This is a genomic window from Paenibacillus sp. 05T425 (assembly GCF_056396205.1).
This window is the reverse complement of record NZ_JBFTLA010000019.1, coordinates 1-23557: the sequence shown is the minus strand read 5'-3', so window position 1 is coordinate 23557 and position 23557 is coordinate 1. Positions and strand designations below refer to the sequence as shown.

The window sequence follows — 23557 nt, the reverse complement described above, 5'->3', positions numbered from 1 at the left end:
TAGAGAAAGCGTGAGAGAAGATGCGAGGAATGCTAAAATAGCGCCCGCGACAAATTAGGAGGATGTACTGTGCTGAAGAAGATGGGATTACCGATTGCTCTAGTAATTACTGCGTTAATGGTGGTGCTTGCTGGGTGCGGACAGAACGCTAACAACAACTCTGCTGAAGTAAACGGCGGCAATGGTGGAAATGGCAGCAATAGTAGCAACAGCGAAGCGGAGACAGCGGTTGAAAGTGAATGGCCGGACGTGCTGCGAATCGGCAGTCTTCCAATGGAAGACGGTGAAGCTTCCCGTAACACAGATCAATTCGCGAAGGATCTTGGCGAATATTTGAATATTAAAGTAGAAACGTTCGAGGGCGAAGATTACAACATGATGATCGAAGCGATGCGTTTCAAAAAAATCGACATCACGACGTATGGCCCTTTCGGATATATTATCGCGACTGAGAGAAGCGGAGCAAAGCTTCTCGCGGAAATGAGCAACGGACCAGGAACGGAAGGAACGAGCGTTATTATCGTGCCGAAAGACTCCCCCGCTCAATCGATCGCCGATTTGAAAGGCAAGAGCTTCTTGTTCGCCGACCCGGCGTCCACGACGGGCCATCTGTATCCGCGAGCTACGATTATGAAGGAATTGGGCATTACGAACGAAGAGGTCGACACGTTCTTTAGCAACGTATCGTTCTCCGGCGGCCATGATAAGTCGTTGCTTGCGATCGCTAATGGCGATGCCGACGGCGCTGCAACATGCAGCCAGTGCATCAAGATGATTGCTTACGCCGGATTAATTAAGGCAGAGGACGTGCGAGTTATTGGCGAATCCGAGCCAATTAAGGGCGGCGGCGCACTTTCATACCGCGGCGATCTCCCAACGGATCTTGTCGAAAAAATCCGTGAATTCGCACTCGGCTATGCCGAGAAAAATCCGGAGTACTTCAAAGCGCTGGGTGTAGCTGGCTTCTTCCCGGGTGAGGAATCGGATTTCGACGGCGTTCGCGAAGTAGCGAAGCTGCTGAATATGTCGCCGGAAGAGATGTTGAAGTAAGTAGAACGTAATAGCGCTAACAACAAGCGCGCGAATATAAATGAGTGATGAAGCGGAGGACAATGGAAATGACATTGCTGCAGGTTGAGAACTTGAAGAAGGTATATGCAGATGGAACGGCAGCGCTGAACGGTATTGACTTATCGGTGGAGGCAGGTGAATTCATCGTCGTCATCGGACCGAGCGGAGCGGGCAAGAGCACGCTGCTTCGCTGTTTGAACCAAATGGTCCAGCCGACGTCGGGCAAGGTGCTGTTCCAAGGAACGAACACGACCGGCGTAAGCGGAAGAAAGCTGCGCGAAATTCGTCGAAGCATGGGGATGATCTTCCAAGGCTTCAATCTTGTCGAGCGATTGTCTGTGCTCACCAACGTTCTTCACGGCAGACTCGGTTATATGAGCGCGTGGCGCGGTGCGTTTGGTCTGTTCACGAAGCCGGACGTAGCGGAAGCGACCCGTCTGCTACAGCGCATCGGGCTCGGCGAGCAGATCCATAAGCGCGCCGATGAGCTTAGCGGCGGACAGCAGCAGCGGGTAGGCATTGCCAGGGCGCTGGCGCAGAAGCCGCAGCTTATATTGGCAGATGAGCCTATAGCGAGTCTAGACCCGGCTTCATCGGAAATCGTAATGAACAGTCTTTATACGTTCTGCAAGGAGGACGGCATTGCTTGCTTGTGCAATCTGCATCAAGTCGATGTCGCCAAAAAGTATGCGACGCGCATTATCGGCATCTATAAAGGTACGAAGGTGTTCGACGGTACGCCTGAACAACTGACGGATGAGATGATCGACTTTATCTATAATCAGCATAACGATAAAGCAAGCGATATATCGGAAGCCGATGCTAGACTGGCTCGCGCCCTCAAGAAGGAGACGGCGTAATGATGAAGGCTGAACAGCTGCAGAGAGTACGCCGCGGCAAGCGGAATCAGCTTATTCTATTCCTTGCCTTTCTTGCGGCATTAACGGTATGGTCGGCAATCGGGACGAACTTTACGCCTAATGCGCTATGGAGCGGAATCGGCGACGGGGCGAGATTCCTGTTCGTCGATCTTATGCCGCCGAAGACGGCGGAGCTGCCGAGTCTGATCGGCCCGGCTCTGGACACGATATATATGAGTTTCGTCGCTATGGTTATTGGCGCGCTTATCGCCAGCGTGCTGTCTATTTTTGCCGCAGCTACGACATCGCCACATCCGGTGCTGCAAGTGGGCATGCGGGCAGCATCCGCAATGCTTCGCAACGTGCCGGTTATTATATGGACGATCCTGCTCGTTGCTTCCTTCGGGCTGGGCAAGCTAGTCGGAACGATGTCGCTTATTATCGTTTCTATCGGCATGCTTGTCCGCTGCTTCGCGGAATCGCTCGAGGAGATCGATATGGGTCAAGTGGAGGCTCTCCGCTCGACGGGAGCAAGCTACACGCAAGTCATTACGCAAGCGGTGCTGCCGCAATTTCTGCCAAGCCTTATTGGATGGTCGTTATTCAATCTGGAGATTAATGTTCGCGCATCGACTATTGTCGGCATGGTAGGCGGAGGCGGCCTTGGTTTCACGATACAGTCGGGACTAAAGCTATTCCAGTACAAGGAGGTCAGCATGGCGGTGCTGCTCGTGCTGGCGATTGTACTGGCAACTGAGTTTTTGACAAATCGGATTAGGGAGCGGATCATCTAATGGCTACAGCGGCACACACAGGGCAAGCGCCTAAGAACGGGACGCTGCGCGCAAACGGCGAGCGGCGTAGACGGAGCAATCCGCTCCGATGGTATGGATGGTTCGGTGCGGCGTTTTTCGTGTTCAGCCTTATCCAATTACAACTTGATTACAGCCGCATTCTGCCGGGTATTGCGAAGTTTACGAAGACGGCCGGGCTTATGTTCCCGCCGGATGCCTCTCAATGGAAGCATGTGTTGCTGGCGGCAGTGGAATCGATTCAAGTAGCCATTCTGGGAACGGTAATCGGCATCATCGTCGCGTTTTTCCTGGCATTTCTTGCAGCCGACAATATTGCTCCTAACCGTGCCCTCAGCTGGTTTATCCGCAGCTTTGCTTCGCTCCTTCGAGCGATTCCGACATTGATTTGGGCGCTTATCTTTATCGTCGCGGTCGGCATGGGTCCCTTGCCAGGCGTGCTTGCGATCATGGTGCATGCGATCGGCGGACTCATTAAAGTGTTCTCCCAATCGCTCGAGGAGGTCGATGAAGGCGTTATTGAAGCAATGCGCTCAACGGGCGCAAGCTGGCTGCAGATCGTGCTGCAAGGTGTTTTGCCATGCGCGTTGTCCGCGCTACTGGCGTGGTGCGTCATGCGCTTCGAGGGTGATCTTGCCGAATCTACAATATTAGGAGCCGTTGGCGCAGGCGGGATCGGCTTTGAGCTGACGCATGCGATGCGCAGCTACCATTTTGACGAAGCATTGTTCGTTGGATTAGTTATTTTCATGATGGTGTTCAGCGTTGAGCTGGTGTCCAACCGATTGAAGCTGAGGATGCGCAAGCGGGCTTAATGGGGCGATATTTTGTCGATTCCTAAGAGTTGGTAAATGAGAGTGACAATTCAGAATTTTTAAATTATTATATTGTTCGAAGAGATTATAGATTGTCCATCATGAGCTGCAGCATGGCTTTTGTATATAAAGAAGCTTCAAGGCTTGCGCCCGTCGCAGGCCTTTAGCGAATTATTGGACAAGGAGTGAAGGGAATGCAATTGTATCAATCGAAGTGGAAGCGAACGCTGTTCGCCGTCATTTCCTTCAGCCTGGTGTCGCTTCCTTATTCGGTAGCGGCCGAGGCGGATGGAGAAACGACGGTTCAACTGCGGATCATGGAGACGTCGGACATTCATGTCAATGTCATGAATTACGACTACTTCTCCGACAAGTCAACGGATGAGTACGGGCTTGCGAAGACGGCCACGCTCATCAAGCAGACTCGCCAAGAGTCGCCGAACAGCCTGCTGTTCGACAATGGCGACCTGATTCAAGGCAATCCGCTCGGCGATTACATCGCCACCATCGACCCTCTCCAGCAAGGAGAGACGCATCCCGTATACAAAGCGATGAATTTGCTTGATTACGATGCGGGCAATCTTGGCAACCACGAATTCAACTACGGCCTCGAATACTTGAACACTGCGCTTGCAGGCGCAGACTTCCCTTACGTGAACTCCAACATCTATGTCTACGACGGGGACGCCGACGAGACGAACGACAAGAACCTATTCACCCCTTATTTGCTGCTAGACAAAGAAGTGAAGGACAGCACTGGAGCGGCGCATACGCTTAAGGTTGGCGTCATCGGCTTCGTGCCGCCTCAAATTACGCAATGGGACAAAGCCCATCTCGAAGGCAAAGTGGTAGTGAAAGATATCGTAGCCACTGCGAACAAATATGTGCCGGAGATGAAGGCCAAGGGCGCGGATATCGTTATCGCCATTCCGCATTCGGGCTTTGAGGATATTCCGCAAACGCCGCTCATGGAAAACTCCGTTCTCTATTTGAGCAAGGTTAGCGGTATCGATGCCATTCTGTTCGGCCATGCGCACAAAGTATTCCCTGACAAGTCGTTCGAAGGGAAAACAGGCGTGGATCTAACGAAAGGCACGATTAACGGGGTAGCCGCCGTTGAGCCTGGCTTCTGGGGCAACAACCTTGGTATTATCGACCTGACGCTTCAGCAGAAGGATGGCAAGTGGGTCGTTGCCGATTCCAAGTCTTCCGTGAAGCCGATCTTCGATACGGTTAACAAAACGCCGCTTGTCGATGCCGATCCTGCGATCGTAGAAGCCGTGAAGGACGATCATCAGCATACGCTTGATTATATTCGCGGTCCGGTCGGTCAGACGACGGCTCCGATCAATAGCTGGTTCGCCCTCGTACAGGACGATCCATCGATTCAGATCGTAACGAACGCGCAGAAGTGGTACGTCGAGAAGCAGCTTCAAGGAACAGAATATGAAAATATCCCGGTACTGTCGGCAGGTGCGCCATTCAAGGCCGGAGGCCGCCAAGGACCTAACTATTACACGAACATCGACAAGGGCGATATCGCGATTAAGAACGTAGCGGACTTGTATCTGTACTCCAATACCGTTAATGCGGTACTCGTAACAGGTGCAGAAATCAAGGAATGGCTGGAATGGTCGGCTGGGCAATTCAATCAGATCGATCCGGCTAGCACGGCGAAGCAGGACTTGGTTAATTACGACTTCCCGACCTACAACTTCGATGTTATCGACGGCATTACTTATCAGATCGACGTAACGAAGCCCGCGAAATACGAGGCGAATGGCACGCTTAAAAATGAAGGGTCAAGCCGTATTGTCGGATTGCAATTCGAGGGCAAGCCGATCAAGGCGGATCAGAAGTTCGTCGTGGCATCGAACAACTACCGCGCTTCGTCGAGCAAGTTCGCTAATCCGGATGGCAAAAGGATCATTCTCGCTTCCCCGGACGAGAACCGCCAAGTCGTAATCGACTACATTCGCTCGAACAAAACGATCAACCCGTCCGCAGACGGCAACTGGTCGCTTGCACCGATTAATGACAAGGTCAACGTGACGTACAAGACTTCTCCGGATGCGAAGTCGATGGACGAAGCGCTCAAATGGCTCACGTACACGGCTACGACGGAAGACGGCTATGCCGAGTTCAAGCTCGACTTGAAAGCTGCGACAACATCTACGAAACCGGAACAACCTAAGCCAGAGCAGCCGAAGCCAGAACAACCGAAACCGGAGCAACCAAAGCCGGAAGCGCCTAAGCCTGCCCCGGACGTCACTTACATCGTGAAGAGCGGCGATACGCTTTACTGGATTGCGATCAAACACGGCACAACGTGGCAGAAGCTGGCGAGCTATAATAAACTGGCAAACCCGAATCTCATCTACCCAGGTCAGAAGATCAAGATTCCTGCCAAGTAACATTTAACGGTTGAATAGGACGTTTTCCGCTAATGATAGAGCGGGAAACGTCTTTTCTTATAACTGTCCATTTGACTGCGTAAAAGAGGCTGTCGATTAACTGTGACTAACCAATTGTTGTACGATATATCGTATAAAACAACCTTACGGATAGACCAAATGAAGGTTTTTGATCGAAAAATCGTACAAAATCATCGGCTGTGTAGATGGATTAACCACTTTTATATGATAAATCGTATAAGTTTGATAATTTACATCTTGTATAACTGCTCTTGTGTGAAAAATCATATAAATTGAGATCTTATCTAATTGGTTAACAATTAATCGACAGCCTCCAAAATCCACTCCACGTTCCAATTCAGCCGAAATCAACTTACCCACAGTTTCCCACATGTTGTGCACCGATTGTTGATAACTTTGTGGATAACTAAACCATTTACGGCTAGCTGGAGCTGCTTAACTATGGTACGTTTTATAAACTAGGTTAGAGAAGGATGGCGATGTAACGATGCGCATACATTCATTTCCCCCAGTCATCGACGGGCGCGCCCGCGTCCTCATCGCGGGTACAGCTCCGAGCGTGAAGTCGCTGGAGCATGGGCAATTTTATGGTCATCCGCAAAATTACTTTTGGCGGATTATATACGGTCTATTCGATGCGGGCGCTCCCGATTCGATCTATGAGAACCGGCTTCATTTTCTGCAGGAGCATAAGCTTGCCGTATGGGATGTGATCGAATCTTGCGTGCGGGAGGGCAGTCTCGATGTGAATATCAAGGAAGAAGTTCCTAACCGTTTCCCCGACCTGATCGCCGATTATCCTGAGCTTCGCTGTATTGGCTTCAACGGTACGAAGGCTTACGACACGTTTCGCAAATACTACGGAGGCCATGAGAGCTTCCGCGACGTGGCGCTCATTAAGCTGCATTCTTCCAGCCCTATACCAACGAAGCATATGCGAACGCTCGAGGATCGGATTGAGGCATGGAGAGTCATTATGCCTTTTATAGCGGAATAAGATGGCCTCGGCGTTGAAATAAATAGTCTTCCTGTATATAGTAGTTACATACGATTAGACTGATATTAGGAGCAAGCACGGAAATGGGAGACAGCAGGAAAGTACGGATTACGCTGACGAGCACGCAGGACGGGAGCTCATTTAACCATAGCTATACCGGGGAATGGTTCCGCAAGGAGCGGTCGATCTACATCCGATATGCGGAAGCGGCAGATAACGACAATCCGGGTGCAGGCGAAGTGCGGACGCTTATTCGTTATCGTCCGGAGGAGCTGTCGATCGTGCGCCGCGGCGTTGTTGAATCCGAGCAGCTGTTCACGGCCGGACAACGGCGCACAGGCCGCTACCGCTCGGCTGCTATTACCTTCGAGCTGGAGACGGATACGTCGAAGCTGGGTCTTACAGGCGCCGGCGGGGCAGCGAATGTGGACGAGCACGGTTTGCCGACCGGGCTGCCATTCACGCTGGAGTGGGCATATGAGATGCGTGTAAATGAACAATCATCGGGTCGATTCGACATTCGACTCTATATACAGGAGGATACTTATTAATGAAAGCTAATGCGCTTGATCAAATGTATGAAAAGGTAAAAATCGCGATTGCCGATGCGGCGGTAGCGGCCGGCTTGGCAGCCAGAGAGGAACTGCCCGTATTCGTGCTTGAGGTGCCGAAGGACAAGTCCCACGGCGATCTGGCAACGAACGCGGCGATGCAGCTGACGAAGCTGGCGAAGAAGAATCCGCGCCAAATCGCTGAGGCGATTATCGCGCATCTCGATACGGAGAAGGCGTCGATTCAATCGGCGGAGATTGCGGGTCCCGGCTTTATTAACTTCCGTATAGAGAAAAGTTATTTATATTCGGTTATTAGCGAAGTGCTGGAAGCGGGAGATAACTACGGTCGCACATCAGATGGCGGAGGTCAGCGCGTACAGGTCGAATTCGTGAGCGCGAATCCGACAGGCAGCTTGCATCTCGGCCATGCCCGCGGAGCGGCGGTAGGCGATGCGCTCTGCAACGTGCTCGACTTTGCCGGTTATGAAGTGACGCGCGAGTACTACATTAACGATGCGGGCAAGCAAGTTGAGAACCTTGCCGTGTCGATTGAAGCGCGCTACCGTCAAGCGCTGGGCCAATCGGCGGAAATGCCGGAGGACGGCTATTACGGCGAAGATATTATCGGCTTCGCGAAGCTGCTGGCCCGGCAAGAGGGAGACCGTCTGCTATCGCTTCCGGACGAGGAACGATTCACGTTCTTCCGCAGCTTCGGGCTAGAGCGTGAGCTGGATAAGATTAAGCGCGACCTTGGACGCTTCCGCGTCGGCTTCGACGTCTGGTATAGCGAGACGTCGCTCTATGAGAGCGGGCAAGTAGAGCAGGGCCTAGCAGCTCTGAAGGCTTCCGGTCATGTCTATGAAGAGGAAGGCGCAACGTGGTTGTCCACGATGCCTTTCGGCGACGACAAAAACCGCGTTCTCGTCAAAAATGACGGTTCTTACACGTATTTGACGCCGGATATCGCTTACCACCGCAACAAGTATAGCCGCGGCTTCGATCGGATGATCAACATTTGGGGTGCCGATCACCATGGCTATATCCCGCGCGTGAAGGCAGCTATGGCTGCGCTCGGCAACGACCCGGCGAAGCTGACGGTATTGATTGCGCAGATGGTCAGCCTGTTCCAGAACGGCGAGAAGATGAAGATGTCGAAGCGTACCGGCAAAGCGGTAACGATGGAGGATTTAATGGACGAGGTTGGCGTCGATGCGATCCGTTACTTCTTCACGATGCGCAGCATGGACTCGCATCTTGATTTCGATATGGACCTGGCGATCTCGACTTCGAACGAGAATCCGGTGTTCTATGTGCAATATGCGCATGCCCGTATCTGCAGCATCTTCCGCCAAGCGGAGGAGCAAGGCGTTGCAAGCGGCGCTGTTGACACGAGCAAGCTGAACTTCGCGAAGCTGAGCGCCGAGTCGGAGTTCGATCTGCTGCGCAAGCTCGGCGAGCTGCCGCAAGAGATTACGGAAGCGGCTGCTCAGCATGCGCCGCACCGGTTGATTCGTTATGTGTACGAGCTGGCCTCGCAATTCCACAGCTATTACAAAGCGGAGCGGGTCATTACGGATGACGCGGAGCAGTCAGTTGCCCGTCTAGCGCTACTTGGAGCCGTACGCACGGCTATTGCGAACGTGCTGCGCCTCGTCGGCGTATCCGCTCCAGAGCGGATGTAGTACCTCTTCTAACGTGAAAACAAGCCGCAGAGGCTAGGTCTTCTCTACGGCTTGCAATATACGCATCACATCGAGCTCGCCGATTGTTCGGCGGGCTTTGCTGCCTCTTAGGGGCTGTACGGAACGTTTGATAATTGCTTTGATATCGGTTGGCGAGAGGCCGGGCTTCAGCGCAAGCAGTAAAGCTATAGCTCCACTGACATGCGAGGTAGCCATCGAGGTGCCGCTCATTTCGTTGTATTTGCCCTTCAGCCAGGTGGATACGATCTTTTCGCCGGGCGCATAAACGTCGATGTAGGCACCGCGGTTACTGAAGGGAGCGATGCGGCGCATCTTGTTCGTGGCGCCGACCGCAATGGTCTGGGGATAGCGGGCGGGGTAATCGACCGAACGCCGCTTGCCGTCGTTGCCGGATGAGGCAACGATAATGACGCCCGCGTTGTGCGCGTTTATTACCGCGTTAAGCAATGCCTTGCTTCTTGTTTTCATACCGAAGCTCATATTGATAACATCCATGCGGTTTCGGACGCACCAATCGATGCCGAGTATAATATCTGATACGAATGCGCTCCCATTGTGATCGAATGCTTTGACGGGAGAGATAAGGGCGCGCGGCGCAACGCCAATCATGCCTTGAAGCTGGTTGGCTGCGGCAATCGTGCCAGCGATATGTGTCCCATGTCCGTTGTCGTCATGAGGCAGCAAGCTGCGGTTCAGCAGATTAATGCCGCGAGACAACGATTGCCTCAGGTCGGGATGGTTGAAGTCGATGCCGGTATCGATGACGCCGACCTTTACCTTATGGCCTGTCGTTGCTCCCCATGCTTGCGGAGCTTTTATTTGTTGAACACCCCAGGGTATTCCTTTCTCAATGGAAATCGACTTTTGAGCTGGAGCGGCGTGAACGCTTATTTTGCAGTCTTTCTCAATCCAGACCCGCCCTGAGAATTGCTCGAGCGTCTCCCCGGCTGGCAGCATGCAGGAGAGGCTGCGTATAATAGACATTTGTTTTACCTGCTTTAGCGGCGATTCCGCTGGAACATCGGATAACTGCTGCAGGAAGCGTCGGTAGTCGCTCACATGGTGGAAGCGAACAATGCGCTTCGTTGCGGTGGGATCTGCGCAAGCCATCGTGTCTTGCAACGAGCGGATAAATGCGGCGGTGTCCAAATTTGGCTTCCCTCCCGACGGACGATGCTGAGGTATTGTATGAGCAATCGCACCCGTCGGCGTGAGCAACTTGCCCTTTTTATCATAAATAGGCGAGAAACCGTGTCAAATTCCGTCGCTGGACATAGTATGAACTAGGAGTTCTCAGGGGCTCTTACGTCACCGTTATGCATCAGGCATTTGGTGTCGGATGGATACAGTCAGAGCGGAGGGAGTAATCCCTTCGCTTTTTGCATGAACGTCCAAGCTGTGAGTTGTCTTACGCCCATGTGGAGGTCCCGCCGGATGGTGTCAGGAGCCGCTGCGCTATGCCGCTTGCTTTTTTGGACGAAATAGGTTTTACTATACTGTGATAAGCGAGCAATGAATGTGTACATAAATAGATTGGCAAGAAAGGATGTGTCCATATGAGCAGCAGCAATTTTACGTTAAAGCTGGATCCTGAACGTATGAAGGAAATGCCTATGGTCGATTTGGCGTTCGAAGTTCTGAAAGCAGCGAATACGCCTTACTATTACCGTGATCTCATGATGGAGATCGCTAAAATACGCGGTCTTTCCGCGGAAGGTATTAACCAATTCATCGCCCAAGTGTACACGGAGATCAATATTGACGGCCGTTTCGCTTGCGTAGGCAGCAATATGTGGGGACTGAAGCGCTGGTATCCGGTTGAGCGTTCCGAGGATCCGGTAGGCAATGCGAAGCGTACTCGTATTATTAATGACGACGACGATGATGATGACGATCTGTTCGCTGACGAGGAAGAAGATACTTACGCAGCGGAAGAAGAAGATTACGATGTATACGACGAGGACCGCGAAGACTTCGAAGAGGCGGAAGCCGAAGAGGAAGTTGACGAGGAAGTCGTTATCGACGACGAAGAGATTGACGAGGAAGAAGTCGAAGGAGAGCTGGAAGCAGACTCCGAAGACGACGCCGAAGAGGAAGACGAAGAATTTGAAGACGAAGACGAGGACGACAAGTAAACTGGTCTTAGAATTCCATGCGAAACGTCAGATGTTGCCGCTTATGGCCAGCAACATCTGTTTACGCTTKACAGCGCCTATAACGGCAGAGTAAACTATTGCATGGGCTTAAGATTCGGTTAACAAATAACGCATATTTATATGCCAATTGGAAAAAGTGCCCCGTGGCTACGGGTGTCACTTTTTTTGTTTGTGAGGGATGCGTCGGCAGGATATATTCCCACAAACTGGATGGACAAGCGGAAGGTATCCGCATCCATGTTTATCGAGTAAATGGGCAAACCTAAACATTAACCATAGGAGCTTGGAGGGTAACATCACAGTGACCAAATATATATTTGTAACCGGCGGCGTAGTATCGTCCCTGGGCAAAGGCATTACCGCAGCGTCGCTCGGTCGTTTGCTGAAGAACAGGGGTCTCAAAGTAACGATTCAAAAGTTCGACCCGTACATTAACGTAGACCCGGGAACGATGAGTCCCTATCAGCATGGCGAAGTGTTCGTCACCGACGACGGCGCTGAAACCGACCTCGACCTTGGGCATTATGAGCGCTTTATAGACATCAACCTGTCGAAGAACAACAACGTAACGACAGGCAAAATTTATTCCAATGTAATTACCAAAGAGCGTCGCGGCGACTACCTCGGCGGCACGGTTCAAGTTATTCCGCATATTACGAACGAAATTAAGGACCGCGTATTCCGCGCAGGCAAAGAAGCGGGTTCGGACGTCGTAATTACAGAAATCGGCGGTACGGTCGGCGATATCGAGAGCTTGCCTTTCCTTGAAGCGATTCGTCAGATTAAGAGCGACATCGGCCGCGACAACGTGATGTATATCCACGTTACGCTTATTCCATATATTAAAGCTGCAGGCGAAGTGAAAACGAAGCCGACCCAGCATAGCGTGAAAGAGCTGCGCAGCATCGGCATTCAGCCGAATGTCATCGTATGCCGTACGGAATATCCGCTTGCTGAAGACTTGAAACGCAAGATCGGTTTGTTCTGCGACATCGATGCGAATGCAGTCGTAGAATGTCTCGATGCATCTACACTATATGAAGTTCCATTAATGCTTCGTGAGCAAGGTCTTGACGATATCGTCGTCAACCACCTGAAGCTGACAACGAACCAACCGGACATGACGGAATGGGAAAGCCTTGTTAAGCGCGTGAAATCGCTTGAGAAGACGACTGAAATCGCCATTGTCGGTAAATACGTTGCACTTCATGACGCTTACCTCAGTATCGTGGAATCGCTTGGCCACGCAGGTATTGATGCGAACTCCGAAATCAAGCTTCGTTGGGTCAATGCGGAAGAGCTTACGGATCAGAGCGTAGCGGACAAGCTGCAAGGCGTTCACGGCATTCTTGTACCTGGCGGCTTCGGCGATCGCGGCATCGAGGGCAAAATTTCGGCTATCCGTTATGCCCGTGAGAACAACGTTCCGTTCTTCGGTATTTGCCTTGGCATGCAGGTTGCTGTTATCGAATACGCGCGAAATGTCGTTGGACTTGCTAGCGCGAACAGCTCTGAGATTAATCCATCGACACCGTATCCGGTTATCGATCTGCTTCCGGATCAGAAGGATATTGAAGATATGGGCGGCACGATGCGCCTTGGTCTGTACCCTTGCAAAATCGTTCCAGGCTCGCTTGCAGAAGAAGCTTACAACGATGAGCTGGTATACGAGCGTCACCGTCACCGGTATGAATTCAACAATGAATACCGCGAGCGTATTGAGTCGGCAGGATTGCGCATTTCCGGCACTTCGCCAGACGGCCGTCTCGTTGAGATGGTAGAGATGCCTGATCACCCTTGGTTCTTGGCTGTTCAGTTCCACCCGGAATTCACGTCCAGACCGAACCGTCCGCAACCGCTGTTCCGTGGATTCGTACACGCAGCGCTTAAATATTCCGAGCAATAAAGTTGCTTCGACCTTGCCGTACCTATGACGGCAAGGTCGATTTTTCGTTTATTATTGGGTTTATGTAATCGTTGCCTACCCAATGCTGCATCATTTACCACCATCCTACAAGTTTTTCAGTGTAAGAGAAGGATTATTTACCCACCTCAGCGAATATATTAGCGATTATGGAAGAGTTGGCCAATTATTGGGCTGAGCTCAGTTGCGGGGGGAATTAGCGTTGGAGAAGAAGAAGGTATTGATCGTCGATGATCAGAACGGCATCCGAATATTGCTGATGGAAGTATTCAGCAGCGAAGGCTACGATACGTTTCAGGCGTCTAACGGCAAGCTGGCTTTAGAAATCGTCAAGCGAGATGCTCCCGACCTCGTATTGCTGGACATGAAGATCCCTGGCATGGATGGACTGGAAATTTTGAAGCATGTGAAGACGATTAATCGCGATATTAAAGTTATTATGATGACGGCCTACGGCGAGCTCGACATGATTAAGGAAGCGACCGATCTCGGTGCCTTAATGCATTTTACGAAGCCGTTCGACATCGACGAGATGCGGATTGCGGTTAATGCAGAGCTGCAAGGCGGCAGCTCTTCGAGTCGATTCGCTATCGGGTCATAAATCGTTTTTACGAACGGCATCGTCGCTTGCTAGCGGCGATGCCGTTTTTTTAAGATTTCTAATCATGTGTAGGATTACGCCGTTCTGATTGGGATGTAGCCTCTACTAATACGCTTGCGCGCTTCCGTCACCCTCACCGGAAGGAGTTTTATTCACTATTCCGAAACGCATTATGGTATAATGGCTCAGAATGACGTTTGGCAGCGCGTATAGAGAGTTTGCTTACCGCGCGAATGGTCGCTGGAATACCATATCCAAGCTGTTAAGACGACAGCCAAGCGTAAAATTAGGAGCATAGGACAACATTCCGCCTTATTGAGTTCGGCGGTTTTCCTTTGTTCTCTTCCAATCCACGGGAGGATTAATATATTGATGGAGAAATTGATGATACGCGGTGGACAGCCGCTGCGGGGCACCGTACAGATTAGCGGGGCGAAGAACAGCGCCGTTGCGCTGGTGCCGGCATCTATACTAGCAGAGTCTGAAGTTGTACTTGATAATTTGCCGCTTATTAGCGACGTTGCTGTATACAGTGAAATATTGCAAGAGCTTGGAGCAGTCGTATCGCGGGATAATGATATGATGCGGATTGACCCTACCCATCTGAAGGCCAAGCCGATGCCCAATGGCAAGGTGAAGCTGCTTCGTGCTTCCTACTATTTGATGGGCGCAATGCTTGGCCGTTTCGGCGAAGCGACGATCGGTTTGCCGGGAGGCTGCAACTTCGAGCCAAGGCCAATCGATCAGCATATTAAAGGCTTCGAGGCGCTTGGCGCCACGGTTACGAACGAACAAGGGTCTATCCACATTTCGGCCAAGGAGCTGCGCGGCGCGAAGATTTATTTGGACGTTGCAAGCGTTGGCGCGACGATTAACATTATGCTGGCGGCCTCACGGGCCAAAGGATTAACCGTCATCGAGAATGCAGCCAAAGAGCCTGAGATTATTGACGTAGCTACTCTCCTGAGCGCTATGGGTGCGAAGATCAAGGGTGCGGGAACGGAAACGATTCGGATTGAAGGGGTCGAGAGCCTGCACGGCTGCCGTCATTCCATCATTCCCGATCGAATCCAAGCCGGTACGTATATGATTGCCGCTGCTGCAACGCGCGGCGATGTCTTGATTGACAACGTCATTCCTAAGCATCTCGAAGCGATGACTGCAAAGCTTGAAGAGATGGGTGTCGAGGTGCATGAGATGGATGAATCGATCCGCATTGTTGGATCGCATGAGTACTCACCCATTGATGTAAAGGCGCTTGTCTACCCGGGCTTTCCTACCGATTTGCAATCGCCGATGACGACGCTGCTAACGCAAGCCAAAGGGGTTAGCATTCTTACGGATACCGTATATGGCACACGCTTTAAGCATGTTCCTGAGCTCTCTCGTATGGGCGCGAATATACGGGTCGAAGGACGATCGGCCGTTATAGAAGGCGGCAGATTGAATGCTGCGAAAGTGAAGGCTGCCGATTTGCGTGCAGGAGCTGCGCTTGTTGTAGCGGCATTGACAGTCGAGGATGGTATTACGGAAATCTCCGGAGTGGAGTACATTGATCGAGGTTATGACAATCTAGTCGAAAATCTAAGACGTTTAGGCGCAGATGTATGGCGTGAGCAAGATACTTCAGTAGAAGACTAACTAGCAGAAGCAGGGGCGCTGTGGAATAGACGGCGTCCGATTCGGCAATGATGGATAATCAAGCAATTATAATGAAAACTGAATAGAGTGGTGAGAACATGACGGACCTTCAGATCGCGGATCTGGAAGAGATGAAGCTGACCGAATTGTACAAACTAGCGAAGCAATATCAGATCGCTTATTATGGTCAGTTGAAGAAGAAAGAACTAATTTTTGCAATATTGCGAGCGCAAGCGGAAAAAAGCGGACTTATGTTTATGGAAGGCGTATTAGACGTTTTATCGGAGGGTTTTGGATTCCTGCGTCCTATTAATTACTTGCCGAGTAAAGAGGATATTTATATTTCTGCTTCCCAAATTCGTAGATTCGACCTTCGTAACGGCGATCTCGTATCCGGCAAATGCCGTCCTCCTAAAGAAAACGAACGTTACTTCGGTCTGCTGCAGGTAAATGCCGTTAACGGTGAGAACCCTGAAACTGCAGCCGAACGCCTGCATTTCCCTGCCCTTACTCCTCTCTATCCTGATAAGAAGCTTGTGCTAGAGACAGCGCAATCCAAGCTGTCTACGAGAATGATGGATTTGCTTGCACCGGTTGGACTTGGTCAGCGCGGACTTATCGTAGCGCCGCCGAAGACAGGTAAGACACTGTTATTGAAGGAAATTGCGCATAGCATTACGGAGAATCGTCCCGATATCGAGCTGTTCGTACTCTTGATTGACGAACGCCCGGAAGAAGTAACGGATATGCAGCGTTCTGTGAAGGGCGAGGTTGTTGCGTCGACTTTCGACGAGCTGCCTGAGAATCATATCAAAGTGGCGGAGCTTGTGCTTGAGCGCGCGCTGCGACTTGTCGAGCACAAGAAGGACGTCGTTATTTTGATGGATAGTATTACACGTCTGGCTAGAGCTTACAACCTTGTTATTCCTCCATCGGGCCGCACGCTGAGCGGCGGTATCGATCCTGCTGCATTCCATCGTCCAAAACGTTTCTTCGGATCTGCGCGCAATATCGAAGAGGGCGGAAGCCTTACCATATTGGCTACTGCGTTGATTGAGACGGGTTCGCGTATGGATGATATCATTTATGAAGAATTTAAAGGTACGGGCAATATGGAGCTTCATCTCGACCGTAAGCTGTCGGAACGCCGTATTTTCCCTGCTCTCGATATTCGCAGATCGGGCACGCGCCGCGAGGAAATGCTGCTCACGAAGGAAGAGCTTGAGAAAGTATGGTCGATTCGCCGCAATATGAACGATTCGCTTGAATTTGTGGACAACTTCTTGAAGAAGCTGGCCGATAGCAAGAACAATGAGCAGTTCCTCATGTCGCTGGATACATCCGCGGATGCGAAACCGGAACGCCCAAGCATAAAAAGCGGCAGTACGTCGACTACCGGCCGGCGCCCAGCGCCAAGAACCACGACGCACGGATCGTAAGGCCGCAGGAAGGAGAACATCATGAATCTCGTATATGCGGATGAACATGGAAATGTATTCGACCATCCCGATTATATCGGGCTTGGCCGCAGCGGCGATATGATCGTCGAAATTATGGAAGAAGAGCTCATTCCGCTCCCTAATGGAGCGACGCTTGTAAGTCTTCCTTTCACGAAGCCGATCGGACTGAACCCAAGCAATGGCCAGATGCAGGTACTGCCTGACGGTGCGCAAGCAGTTGGCGCCTTGCTGCCGCAAGGTTTCACAAGACTTTGCTTGCCCGGCTACGTGAAGGCCGACAAGAATGAGAAGCTGCCGTTATTCGGCTATACCGCAGTCGTGTGGAAGGACGATCAGTTCTACGTAACGGCTGAACAATGCGACGATCCGGAGAGATGGGATCCGCTTAATTGCGATCGCGATGAGCTCGGTATTCAAGTCGATCGAATTTTGACCAAATATCCGGAAAATCGGTTGTATAAGCATCTGTCTAATTGCGCTCTTGGTTACGAATGCCTGACGTCCTCCAACACGTTCCTCGGACGCTGGGAAGGCGCTGTTCCAGTATCGTATTCCTGCAATGCCGGATGCTTTGGCTGTATATCCGAGCAACCGGACGACAGCGGCTTCGTTGCTCCTCAGACGCGGATGAACTTCAAGCCGACCGTCGACGAAGTAGTTGAGGTTATGCTGGAGCATCTGCGTACGCCGGACGCGATCATTAGCTTCGGTCAGGGCTGCGAGGGCGAGCCGTCCACGCAAGCACGCATCATTGTTGAAGCGATGAACCGTGTGCGCAGCCAGACGTCGAATGGTTATATCAACATTAATACGAATGCCGGGTTAACCGACTTCATGCGCGCAATAGTTGATGCAGGCCTTGATCTGATGCGGGTCAGCACGATCAGCGCGCTGGACGAGCATTACAATGCTTATTACAAGCCGCGCGGCTACACGCTTCAGAACGTGGAGAAGTCGCTTAAGTACGCGACTGACAAAGGGGTATATACTTCCATTAACTACTTGATCTTCCCTGGCGTAACGGATCGCGAGGAAGAGATCGAAGCGATGATCGGTTTCGCGAAGCGCACAGGCCTTAAGCTTATTCAAATGCGCAATCTGAATATCGACCCTGAGAGCTATCTGTCGATTATTCCGAAGGCGCAGGGCGAGATTTATGGCATGAAGCAAATGTTGGAAATCTTCCGCGAGGAACTGCCGGATGTCGTCATCGGATCGTATACGCACATACCGCCAACGGCACTTCGTCGTTAAAATTAAGGGATAGCCTTCCGTCTCGGGACGGAATTGACTTCCAAATCTCGCAATATCAACCGATTGCGCTTATTGCAACTGAAAATCGGTTCGTGCTATAATCCTAGTTGTGTGATTATACTCTGGGCTCGCATGTAGCTCAGGGCGGAAAGAGGTGAACGAGATGAAACCAGCTATTCATCCGACATACCACGTCGTTACAGCAACTTGCGCTTGCGGCAACACTTTCGAGACAGGATCGATCAAATCGACCCTTCGCGTTGAGGTTTGCTCCGCATGCCACCCGTTCTTCACGGGTAAGCAGAAGTTCCTGGATGCCGGCGGTCGCGTCGACCGTTTCAAGAAGAAATACGGCATTTAATTGTCCGAATCATTCGGCCAATATTTGGCAGAATACAAGAGCCTCCCTCAGCCATCCTATGGTTAAAGGGAGGTTTTTTGATTGCAAAATAATAACGGGGCTCTTCATAACCGGATACGCACAGCCTTAGTAACAACAGGAGTTATTGCCGTAATGGCTTTGAGCGCAACGGGCTGCGGCAACCAAACCTCCGACCATATGAAGACGTACGGCCATGATGGATATATGGGCTACTCTAACAGTAACCCGAACATGCCGAATCGATTCGGCACGCTGAATTACAATGTAGACGGCAACTTGATCAAGCAAGTGCTGAAACCGATAGACGGCATTGAGCAGACGCAAATTATTTTCAACGGCACCACGGTGCATGTGAATCTGAACGTTAATGATAAGCTGTCGGACGCAGACGTAGCTAAGGTCCGTGAGAAGGCGCAGTCAGTCGTCCAATACAATATGCCTAGATATAACGTGCATGTCGAGGCGAAGCGGTAGTCGATTGCCAGTTCCTGCAGAGGTTGTCCATAAATTAACGGACAACGTCGGTTGCGCTTTAGTACGGAATCGGCTATACTTATTTTTGCCGTGCTAGACGGGGAGGTAGCGGTGCCCTGTAACTCGCAATCCGCTGTAGCGAGGTTGAATTCCTGCTCGAGGTTATGTCGATATGGGGTTTGGCACTTGCGAGCAGTGTTGACAGTCGGGTCCTCCGCAATGAACGCTTATGAACCCGGTCAGGTCCGGAAGGAAGCAGCCGTAAGTAAGTTAGTTCATGTGCCGGGGGAGTGCCTGACTCGAGCTGTAGTGCAAGGATGCCGCCTGGGTCGCATCTATCGAAGGCAGGTGCACGGTACAACGAACTATCATGCATGCAATAGCCAACTTTACAAATAACATCTTCGATCGAAGCCCGATCTCAAGTCGGCGCACGCGGCCGCAGATGTTTTTTTGGTTATCGGGTTATCGCTATTATTCTAGTAGATTGATAAAGCACTACAGCTTCTGCTTCTTGGTCTAGAGATAGCCCTTTGCTGTGCGTTCATGTATAATAGAGGCATTGGGATTAGAGCTAAGATAAACCATTTATATGCAATCCGAAAGGAAAGGTCTGTGTGTCACATATCGCATTATATCGTGCCTGGCGTCCGCAGACGTTTCAGGACATGGTCGGACAACGGCATATTATTCAGACACTACAGAATGCGATCAAGGAGCAGCGCGTATCGCACGCTTATTTGTTCAACGGCCCGCGGGGGACAGGAAAGACGACTGCCGCGAAGGTGTTGGCGAAAGCGGTTAACTGCGAGCGAGGTCCTGCCATTGAGCCCTGCAACGAGTGCGATGCTTGCCTTGGAATAACAGCTGGACATATTATGGATGTCGTCGAGATTGACGCAGCATCCAACCGAGGAATCGATGAGATTAGGGATATACGCGACAAGGTGCGATATGCGCCATCGGATGTCCGTTACAAAGTTTATATTATAGATGAAGTACACATGCTTACTACGGAAGCGTTCAATGCGCTGCTTAAGACGCTGGAGGAACCTCCGGGCCATGTGATTTTTATATTGGCGACGACTGAGCCCCATAAGCTGCCGGCAACGATTATATCGCGATGCCAACGATTCGATTTCCGGCAAGTATCGCTTGAAGAACAGACGGAACGATTGCTGCAAATTTGCCGTGAAGAAGGCATACAGGCGGAAGACGACGCCATTTCGTATATCGCTCGCTTATCGGAGGGCGGTATGCGTGACGCGATCAGCTTGCTGGAACAGGTATCGGCGTTTGGCGATTCCCATATTACGCTGTCTGCAGCTGTTGATGTGACAGGCGGTATGGCAGCAGATCAATTCTACGAGCTGGCCGATGCCGTCAAAGATCGGAACGTAGCGAGAATCATGCCGCTTGTAGAAAGTCTGATGCAAGCAGGCAAGAGTGCGGATAAGTGCTTAGAGAACTTGATTTACTATTTCCGCGATTTGCTCGTCCTTAAGCTCGCGCCGCAGGGCGGAGCTGTAACGGAGAGAGTGGTCGATACAGAAAGATTCCGATTGATGGCCGATGCTTATACCTCTCAGAGGCTGTTCGCCATGATTGATACGCTTAACAAATATCAGGTCGAGCTTAAGCATGCATCACAGCCTCAGACATTATTTGAGGTTGCGCTCATGAAGCTATGTACGCTTGATGAGGGATTGGGAGCTGGCGGTGAAGGACAGTCGCAGCAAGGTGCTGCTTCTGGCTCCGCTGCGCCATCTGCGGAAGTGAATCGATTGCGTCAGCAGGTTGAGGCGCTGGAGCGCAAGCTGGAGCAAGCGCTTCAGAACGGCATCGCTGCATCTGGAGCTGGCGGAGACGCTGGAGGACGACAAGCAGCGCCGGCAGCCCGAAGCGGTGGGGGCGGCTCGCGAGGCGGAGGCTTTGGCGGTAGCTCGGGCGGTATTGTCCGTTCAGCCGTTAAGCTGGATCGTTACTTGGCGGCTGCGGGCAACGATGACTTTAATCAAGTTCGCATGAAATGGAGCGCCGTGCTCCAGCGTGTGAAGGAGACTAAGATCACGGTGCATGCTTGGTTGACCGATGGCGAACCAGTTGCCGTCGCGGATGACACGCTCCTTATTGCATTCAAGAATACGATGCATAGGGAGACAACCGAGAAGCAAGCGCACCGGGATATCATCGAGCAAATACTGCGTGAATTAATGGGCAAGCCGCTTCAATTCGTTACGTGTATGATGAAGGAGTGGCAAGCAGCCGCTGCTGATGGGGGAGCCTCGAAGCAGGGCGAAACGCTTCAGCTCGAACCCGAGCAAGGCGATGGTCCTGCTGCAGGAGCGCAACGCCCGGAGTGGGTTGAAGAAGCAGTAAGGTTGTTTGGCGAGGATTTGGTCGTTGTGAAAGAGAATACTTAATTAAACTTAATTCTAATGATGAGGTGATTTGGAATGAACAATATGAACCAAATGATGAAGCAAGTAAAGAAAATGCAAGATCAAATGATGAAGGCGCAAGAAGAACTGGAAACAAAGACGCTTGAGGGAACTGCTGGCGGCGGCGTTGTTACGGTTGTTGCAAATGGCCACAAGAAAATTTTGAGCATTACGATCAAGCCTGAAGCCGTAGATCCGGAAGATGTAGAAATGCTGCAAGATCTTGTATTGACGGCAGTTAACGATGTACTAAGTAAAGTCGACGAGCTTGCGAACAAAGATATGGGCAAATTTACTGGCGGTATGAAAATCCCAGGTTTGTTCTAGGAGTTCTAGGAAGCGGGTAGTCGCACCTAGCTTTTGACGCTTGAAAGGAGCTGTAGCATCTTTGTTTTACCCTGAACCGATAGCGAAATTAATTGATGCTTTTACCCGTTTGCCGGGAATCGGTCCTAAGACAGCCGCCCGTCTTGCGTTTCATGTGCTCCGAATGAAGGAAGACGATGTCATTGATTTTGCGAAGGCGCTTGTGAGTGTGAAGCGTAATTTGTTCTACTGCTCGGTCTGCTGCAACATTACAGATACCGATCCGTGCAAAATATGCCAAGACAAGTCTCGCGATCAATCCGTCATATGTGTTGTCCAGGATTCCAAAGATCTTGTTGCAATCGAGAGAATGAAGGATTACCAAGGGCAATATCATGTGCTGCAAGGTGCGATATCGCCAATGGAGGGTATCGGTCCTGAAGAGATCAAGATTGCCGAGCTTCTCAGAAGACTGAGCGATGAACAGGTGCAAGAGCTGATTTTGGCCACGAACCCGAATATTGAGGGCGAAGCGACAGCGATGTATTTATCGCGGCTCGTTAAGCCGTTCGGCATCAAAGTTACACGTATTGCTCACGGTTTGCCGGTCGGCGGGGATCTTGAGTATGCAGATGAAGTAACATTATCCAAAGCCATTGAGGGTCGGCGAGAGCTAAGCTAGATGGCTGCAATAGAGACTGCTTCGAGGAATGATTTCCTTGAGGCAGTCTTTTTTTGTTCTAATTCGGCATACAAGCCTAATACAAATAGGGAGAGCGTAGATGATGCGATAGGACAAGCGGGAGGGGATCGTGATGGCAGCAGAACGACCGGTGACAATTGTAAGCGACTTGGAATGGATAGAAAAGCTGCGTAAGGAAATAGCAGAAGCGCATCGAGATTGGGAAAATGCGAATCGCTTCTTCGAGTATGCTTCAGGCGAGGATCAGGTGGATTATGCGATCTATGCGATCATTTCAGCTGAGAAGAGATACGAAATGCTTCTTCGACTTGCAAAAAGGACATGTAAACATTGGCCGCAATGGGGAGGATTGATGAAATGAAAACAATTTGGTTAGCCATGTTCGTTGTATCATCGTTATTGCTTATCATGGTATTGCTGCGCAATCGACTGTCATGGGGGTGGTTGCGAGGCTTTGGCCTGCACCTGGTACTTGCGGCAGCATTGCTATACGTGCTTAATGCAACTGAGGTTATACCGGGGCTGCACGTTCCGCTTAATCCGATAACGATTGGGACGGTCGTCGCGCTGGGCGTGCCCGGAGTAGCTTTAATCGTTGGGTTGCAATGGGTGGTCGTATAAGCTCTGCATAAAGTTTAGGCAAAAGGTTGACGCCGTCTGTCGATCTATGCTACATTATATCTCGCGCCTAGAACAGTAGTAATGAAGGCCAAGAAAACTTTTTAAAAAAAGTGCTTGCATTAAACTGGGCGAATGTGATATATTATAAAAGTCGCCGCTGAGACAAAGCGCCGACACGAAAGAAAAGATTGTTCTTTGAAAACTGAACAACGAGCGAAACTGCCAGTTAAGAAGCTTCGGCTTCTGACTAAAGCAATAAAAAAGTTTTTGAGCAAGTCAAACACCTTTATGGAGAGTTTGATCCYGGCTCAGGACGAACGCTGGCGGCGTGCCTAGCGGCGTGCCTA

At 51.0% G+C, this 23557-nt stretch carries 22 protein-coding genes and 1 other RNA gene; 22 read left to right on the top strand and 1 reads right to left on the bottom strand.

The window, feature by feature from the left end; all coding sequences use genetic code 11:
* The first annotated feature begins 69 nt into the window (after positions 1–69).
* The 8 genes from phnD (at position 70) to argS (ending at position 9226) form a co-directional block, all read left to right on the top strand.
* Positions 70–1050, top strand: a complete 981-nt coding sequence (phnD, locus tag AC1DF0_RS28900; protein ID WP_477576836.1) for a phosphate/phosphite/phosphonate ABC transporter substrate-binding protein — start codon at positions 70–72, stop codon at positions 1048–1050.
* 68 nt (positions 1051–1118) lie between these two features.
* The gene (gene phnC, locus AC1DF0_RS28895; RefSeq protein ID WP_442052013.1) at positions 1119–1931 is read left to right on the top strand and encodes a phosphonate ABC transporter ATP-binding protein; all 813 of its coding nucleotides are present in this window, start codon (positions 1119–1121) and stop codon (positions 1929–1931) included.
* Positions 1931–2725: a phosphonate ABC transporter, permease protein PhnE gene (gene phnE / locus AC1DF0_RS28890; RefSeq protein WP_442052014.1), complete on the top strand. Its 795-nt coding sequence runs from the start codon at positions 1931–1933 to the stop codon at positions 2723–2725. Before phnC ends, phnE (AC1DF0_RS28890) begins: the two co-directional genes overlap by 1 nt.
* The gene (gene phnE, locus AC1DF0_RS28885; RefSeq protein WP_442052015.1) at positions 2725–3558 is read left to right on the top strand and encodes a phosphonate ABC transporter, permease protein PhnE; all 834 of its coding nucleotides are present in this window, start codon (positions 2725–2727) and stop codon (positions 3556–3558) included. Before phnE (AC1DF0_RS28890) ends, phnE (AC1DF0_RS28885) begins: the two co-directional genes overlap by 1 nt.
* A gap of 194 nt (positions 3559–3752) precedes the next feature.
* Positions 3753–5972: a bifunctional 2',3'-cyclic-nucleotide 2'-phosphodiesterase/3'-nucleotidase gene (locus AC1DF0_RS28880; RefSeq protein ID WP_477576833.1), complete on the top strand. Its 2220-nt coding sequence runs from the start codon at positions 3753–3755 to the stop codon at positions 5970–5972.
* 508 nt (positions 5973–6480) lie between these two features.
* Entirely contained in the window at positions 6481–6990 is a 510-nt protein-coding gene (locus AC1DF0_RS28875) for a DNA-deoxyinosine glycosylase (protein ID WP_442052017.1), read from the top strand.
* An 83-nt stretch (positions 6991–7073) separates the two neighbouring features.
* Positions 7074–7541 carry a YwiB family protein gene (locus AC1DF0_RS28870; RefSeq protein WP_442052018.1) on the top strand — a complete coding sequence of 156 codons (468 nt, stop codon included), beginning with the start codon at positions 7074–7076 and terminating at the stop codon, positions 7539–7541.
* Positions 7541–9226, top strand: a complete 1686-nt coding sequence (argS, locus tag AC1DF0_RS28865) for an arginine--tRNA ligase (RefSeq protein ID WP_477576830.1) — start codon at positions 7541–7543, stop codon at positions 9224–9226. The genes AC1DF0_RS28870 and argS overlap by 1 nt, the downstream gene beginning before the upstream one ends.
* Positions 9227–9259: 33 nt before the next feature.
* Here the strand turns inward: argS and AC1DF0_RS28860 are convergent, their stop codons facing one another.
* Positions 9260–10396: a S8 family peptidase gene (locus AC1DF0_RS28860; protein WP_442052020.1), complete on the bottom strand. Its 1137-nt coding sequence runs from the start codon at positions 10394–10396 to the stop codon at positions 9260–9262.
* Between the two features lie 407 nt (positions 10397–10803).
* On the opposite strand from AC1DF0_RS28860, the gene rpoE reads away from it, so the two are divergent.
* The 14 genes from rpoE to AC1DF0_RS28790 all read left to right on the top strand — a co-directional run bounded on the left by rpoE (position 10804) and on the right by AC1DF0_RS28790 (position 23210).
* Complete coding sequence (gene rpoE / locus AC1DF0_RS28855) at positions 10804–11382, top strand: DNA-directed RNA polymerase subunit delta (protein WP_477576828.1); 579 nt, start codon at positions 10804–10806, stop codon at positions 11380–11382.
* A gap of 322 nt (positions 11383–11704) precedes the next feature.
* Positions 11705–13309, top strand: coding sequence for a CTP synthase (locus AC1DF0_RS28850; RefSeq protein ID WP_442052022.1), 1605 nt, complete (start codon positions 11705–11707; stop codon positions 13307–13309).
* A 220-nt stretch (positions 13310–13529) separates the two neighbouring features.
* On the top strand, positions 13530–13928 hold the full coding sequence (locus tag AC1DF0_RS28845; protein ID WP_337102246.1) for a response regulator: 399 nt from the start codon (positions 13530–13532) through the stop codon (positions 13926–13928).
* 372 nt (positions 13929–14300) lie between these two features.
* Positions 14301–15569 (top strand): UDP-N-acetylglucosamine 1-carboxyvinyltransferase, encoded by a 1269-nt coding sequence (locus tag AC1DF0_RS28840; protein ID WP_442052023.1) that lies wholly within the window; start codon positions 14301–14303, stop codon positions 15567–15569.
* A gap of 98 nt (positions 15570–15667) precedes the next feature.
* Positions 15668–17008: a transcription termination factor Rho gene (gene rho, locus AC1DF0_RS28835; RefSeq protein ID WP_442052024.1), complete on the top strand. Its 1341-nt coding sequence runs from the start codon at positions 15668–15670 to the stop codon at positions 17006–17008.
* A 21-nt stretch (positions 17009–17029) separates the two neighbouring features.
* Positions 17030–18283 carry a radical SAM family protein gene (locus tag AC1DF0_RS28830; protein WP_442052025.1) on the top strand — a complete coding sequence of 418 codons (1254 nt, stop codon included), beginning with the start codon at positions 17030–17032 and terminating at the stop codon, positions 18281–18283.
* Positions 18284–18446: 163 nt separating this feature from the next.
* Complete coding sequence (gene rpmE / locus AC1DF0_RS28825; RefSeq protein ID WP_307208422.1) at positions 18447–18644, top strand: 50S ribosomal protein L31; 198 nt, start codon at positions 18447–18449, stop codon at positions 18642–18644.
* Between the two features lie 153 nt (positions 18645–18797).
* Positions 18798–19139 carry a hypothetical protein gene (locus tag AC1DF0_RS28820; protein ID WP_337102241.1) on the top strand — a complete coding sequence of 114 codons (342 nt, stop codon included), beginning with the start codon at positions 18798–18800 and terminating at the stop codon, positions 19137–19139.
* A gap of 88 nt (positions 19140–19227) precedes the next feature.
* An RNA gene (ffs, locus tag AC1DF0_RS28815) (signal recognition particle sRNA large type) lies at positions 19228–19495 on the top strand.
* 261 nt (positions 19496–19756) lie between these two features.
* The gene (gene dnaX, locus AC1DF0_RS28810; protein WP_442052027.1) at positions 19757–21562 is read left to right on the top strand and encodes a DNA polymerase III subunit gamma/tau; all 1806 of its coding nucleotides are present in this window, start codon (positions 19757–19759) and stop codon (positions 21560–21562) included.
* A 33-nt stretch (positions 21563–21595) separates the two neighbouring features.
* The gene (locus AC1DF0_RS28805) at positions 21596–21907 is read left to right on the top strand and encodes a YbaB/EbfC family nucleoid-associated protein (protein ID WP_442052028.1); all 312 of its coding nucleotides are present in this window, start codon (positions 21596–21598) and stop codon (positions 21905–21907) included.
* Between the two features lie 61 nt (positions 21908–21968).
* Positions 21969–22568: a recombination mediator RecR gene (gene recR, locus AC1DF0_RS28800; RefSeq protein ID WP_307208436.1), complete on the top strand. Its 600-nt coding sequence runs from the start codon at positions 21969–21971 to the stop codon at positions 22566–22568.
* Between the two features lie 133 nt (positions 22569–22701).
* Positions 22702–22950 (top strand): DUF2508 family protein, encoded by a 249-nt coding sequence (locus AC1DF0_RS28795; protein WP_442052029.1) that lies wholly within the window; start codon positions 22702–22704, stop codon positions 22948–22950.
* Positions 22947–23210, top strand: coding sequence for a pro-sigmaK processing inhibitor BofA family protein (locus AC1DF0_RS28790; RefSeq protein ID WP_442052030.1), 264 nt, complete (start codon positions 22947–22949; stop codon positions 23208–23210). The genes AC1DF0_RS28795 and AC1DF0_RS28790 overlap by 4 nt, the downstream gene beginning before the upstream one ends.
* Positions 23211–23557 lie beyond the last annotated feature (347 nt).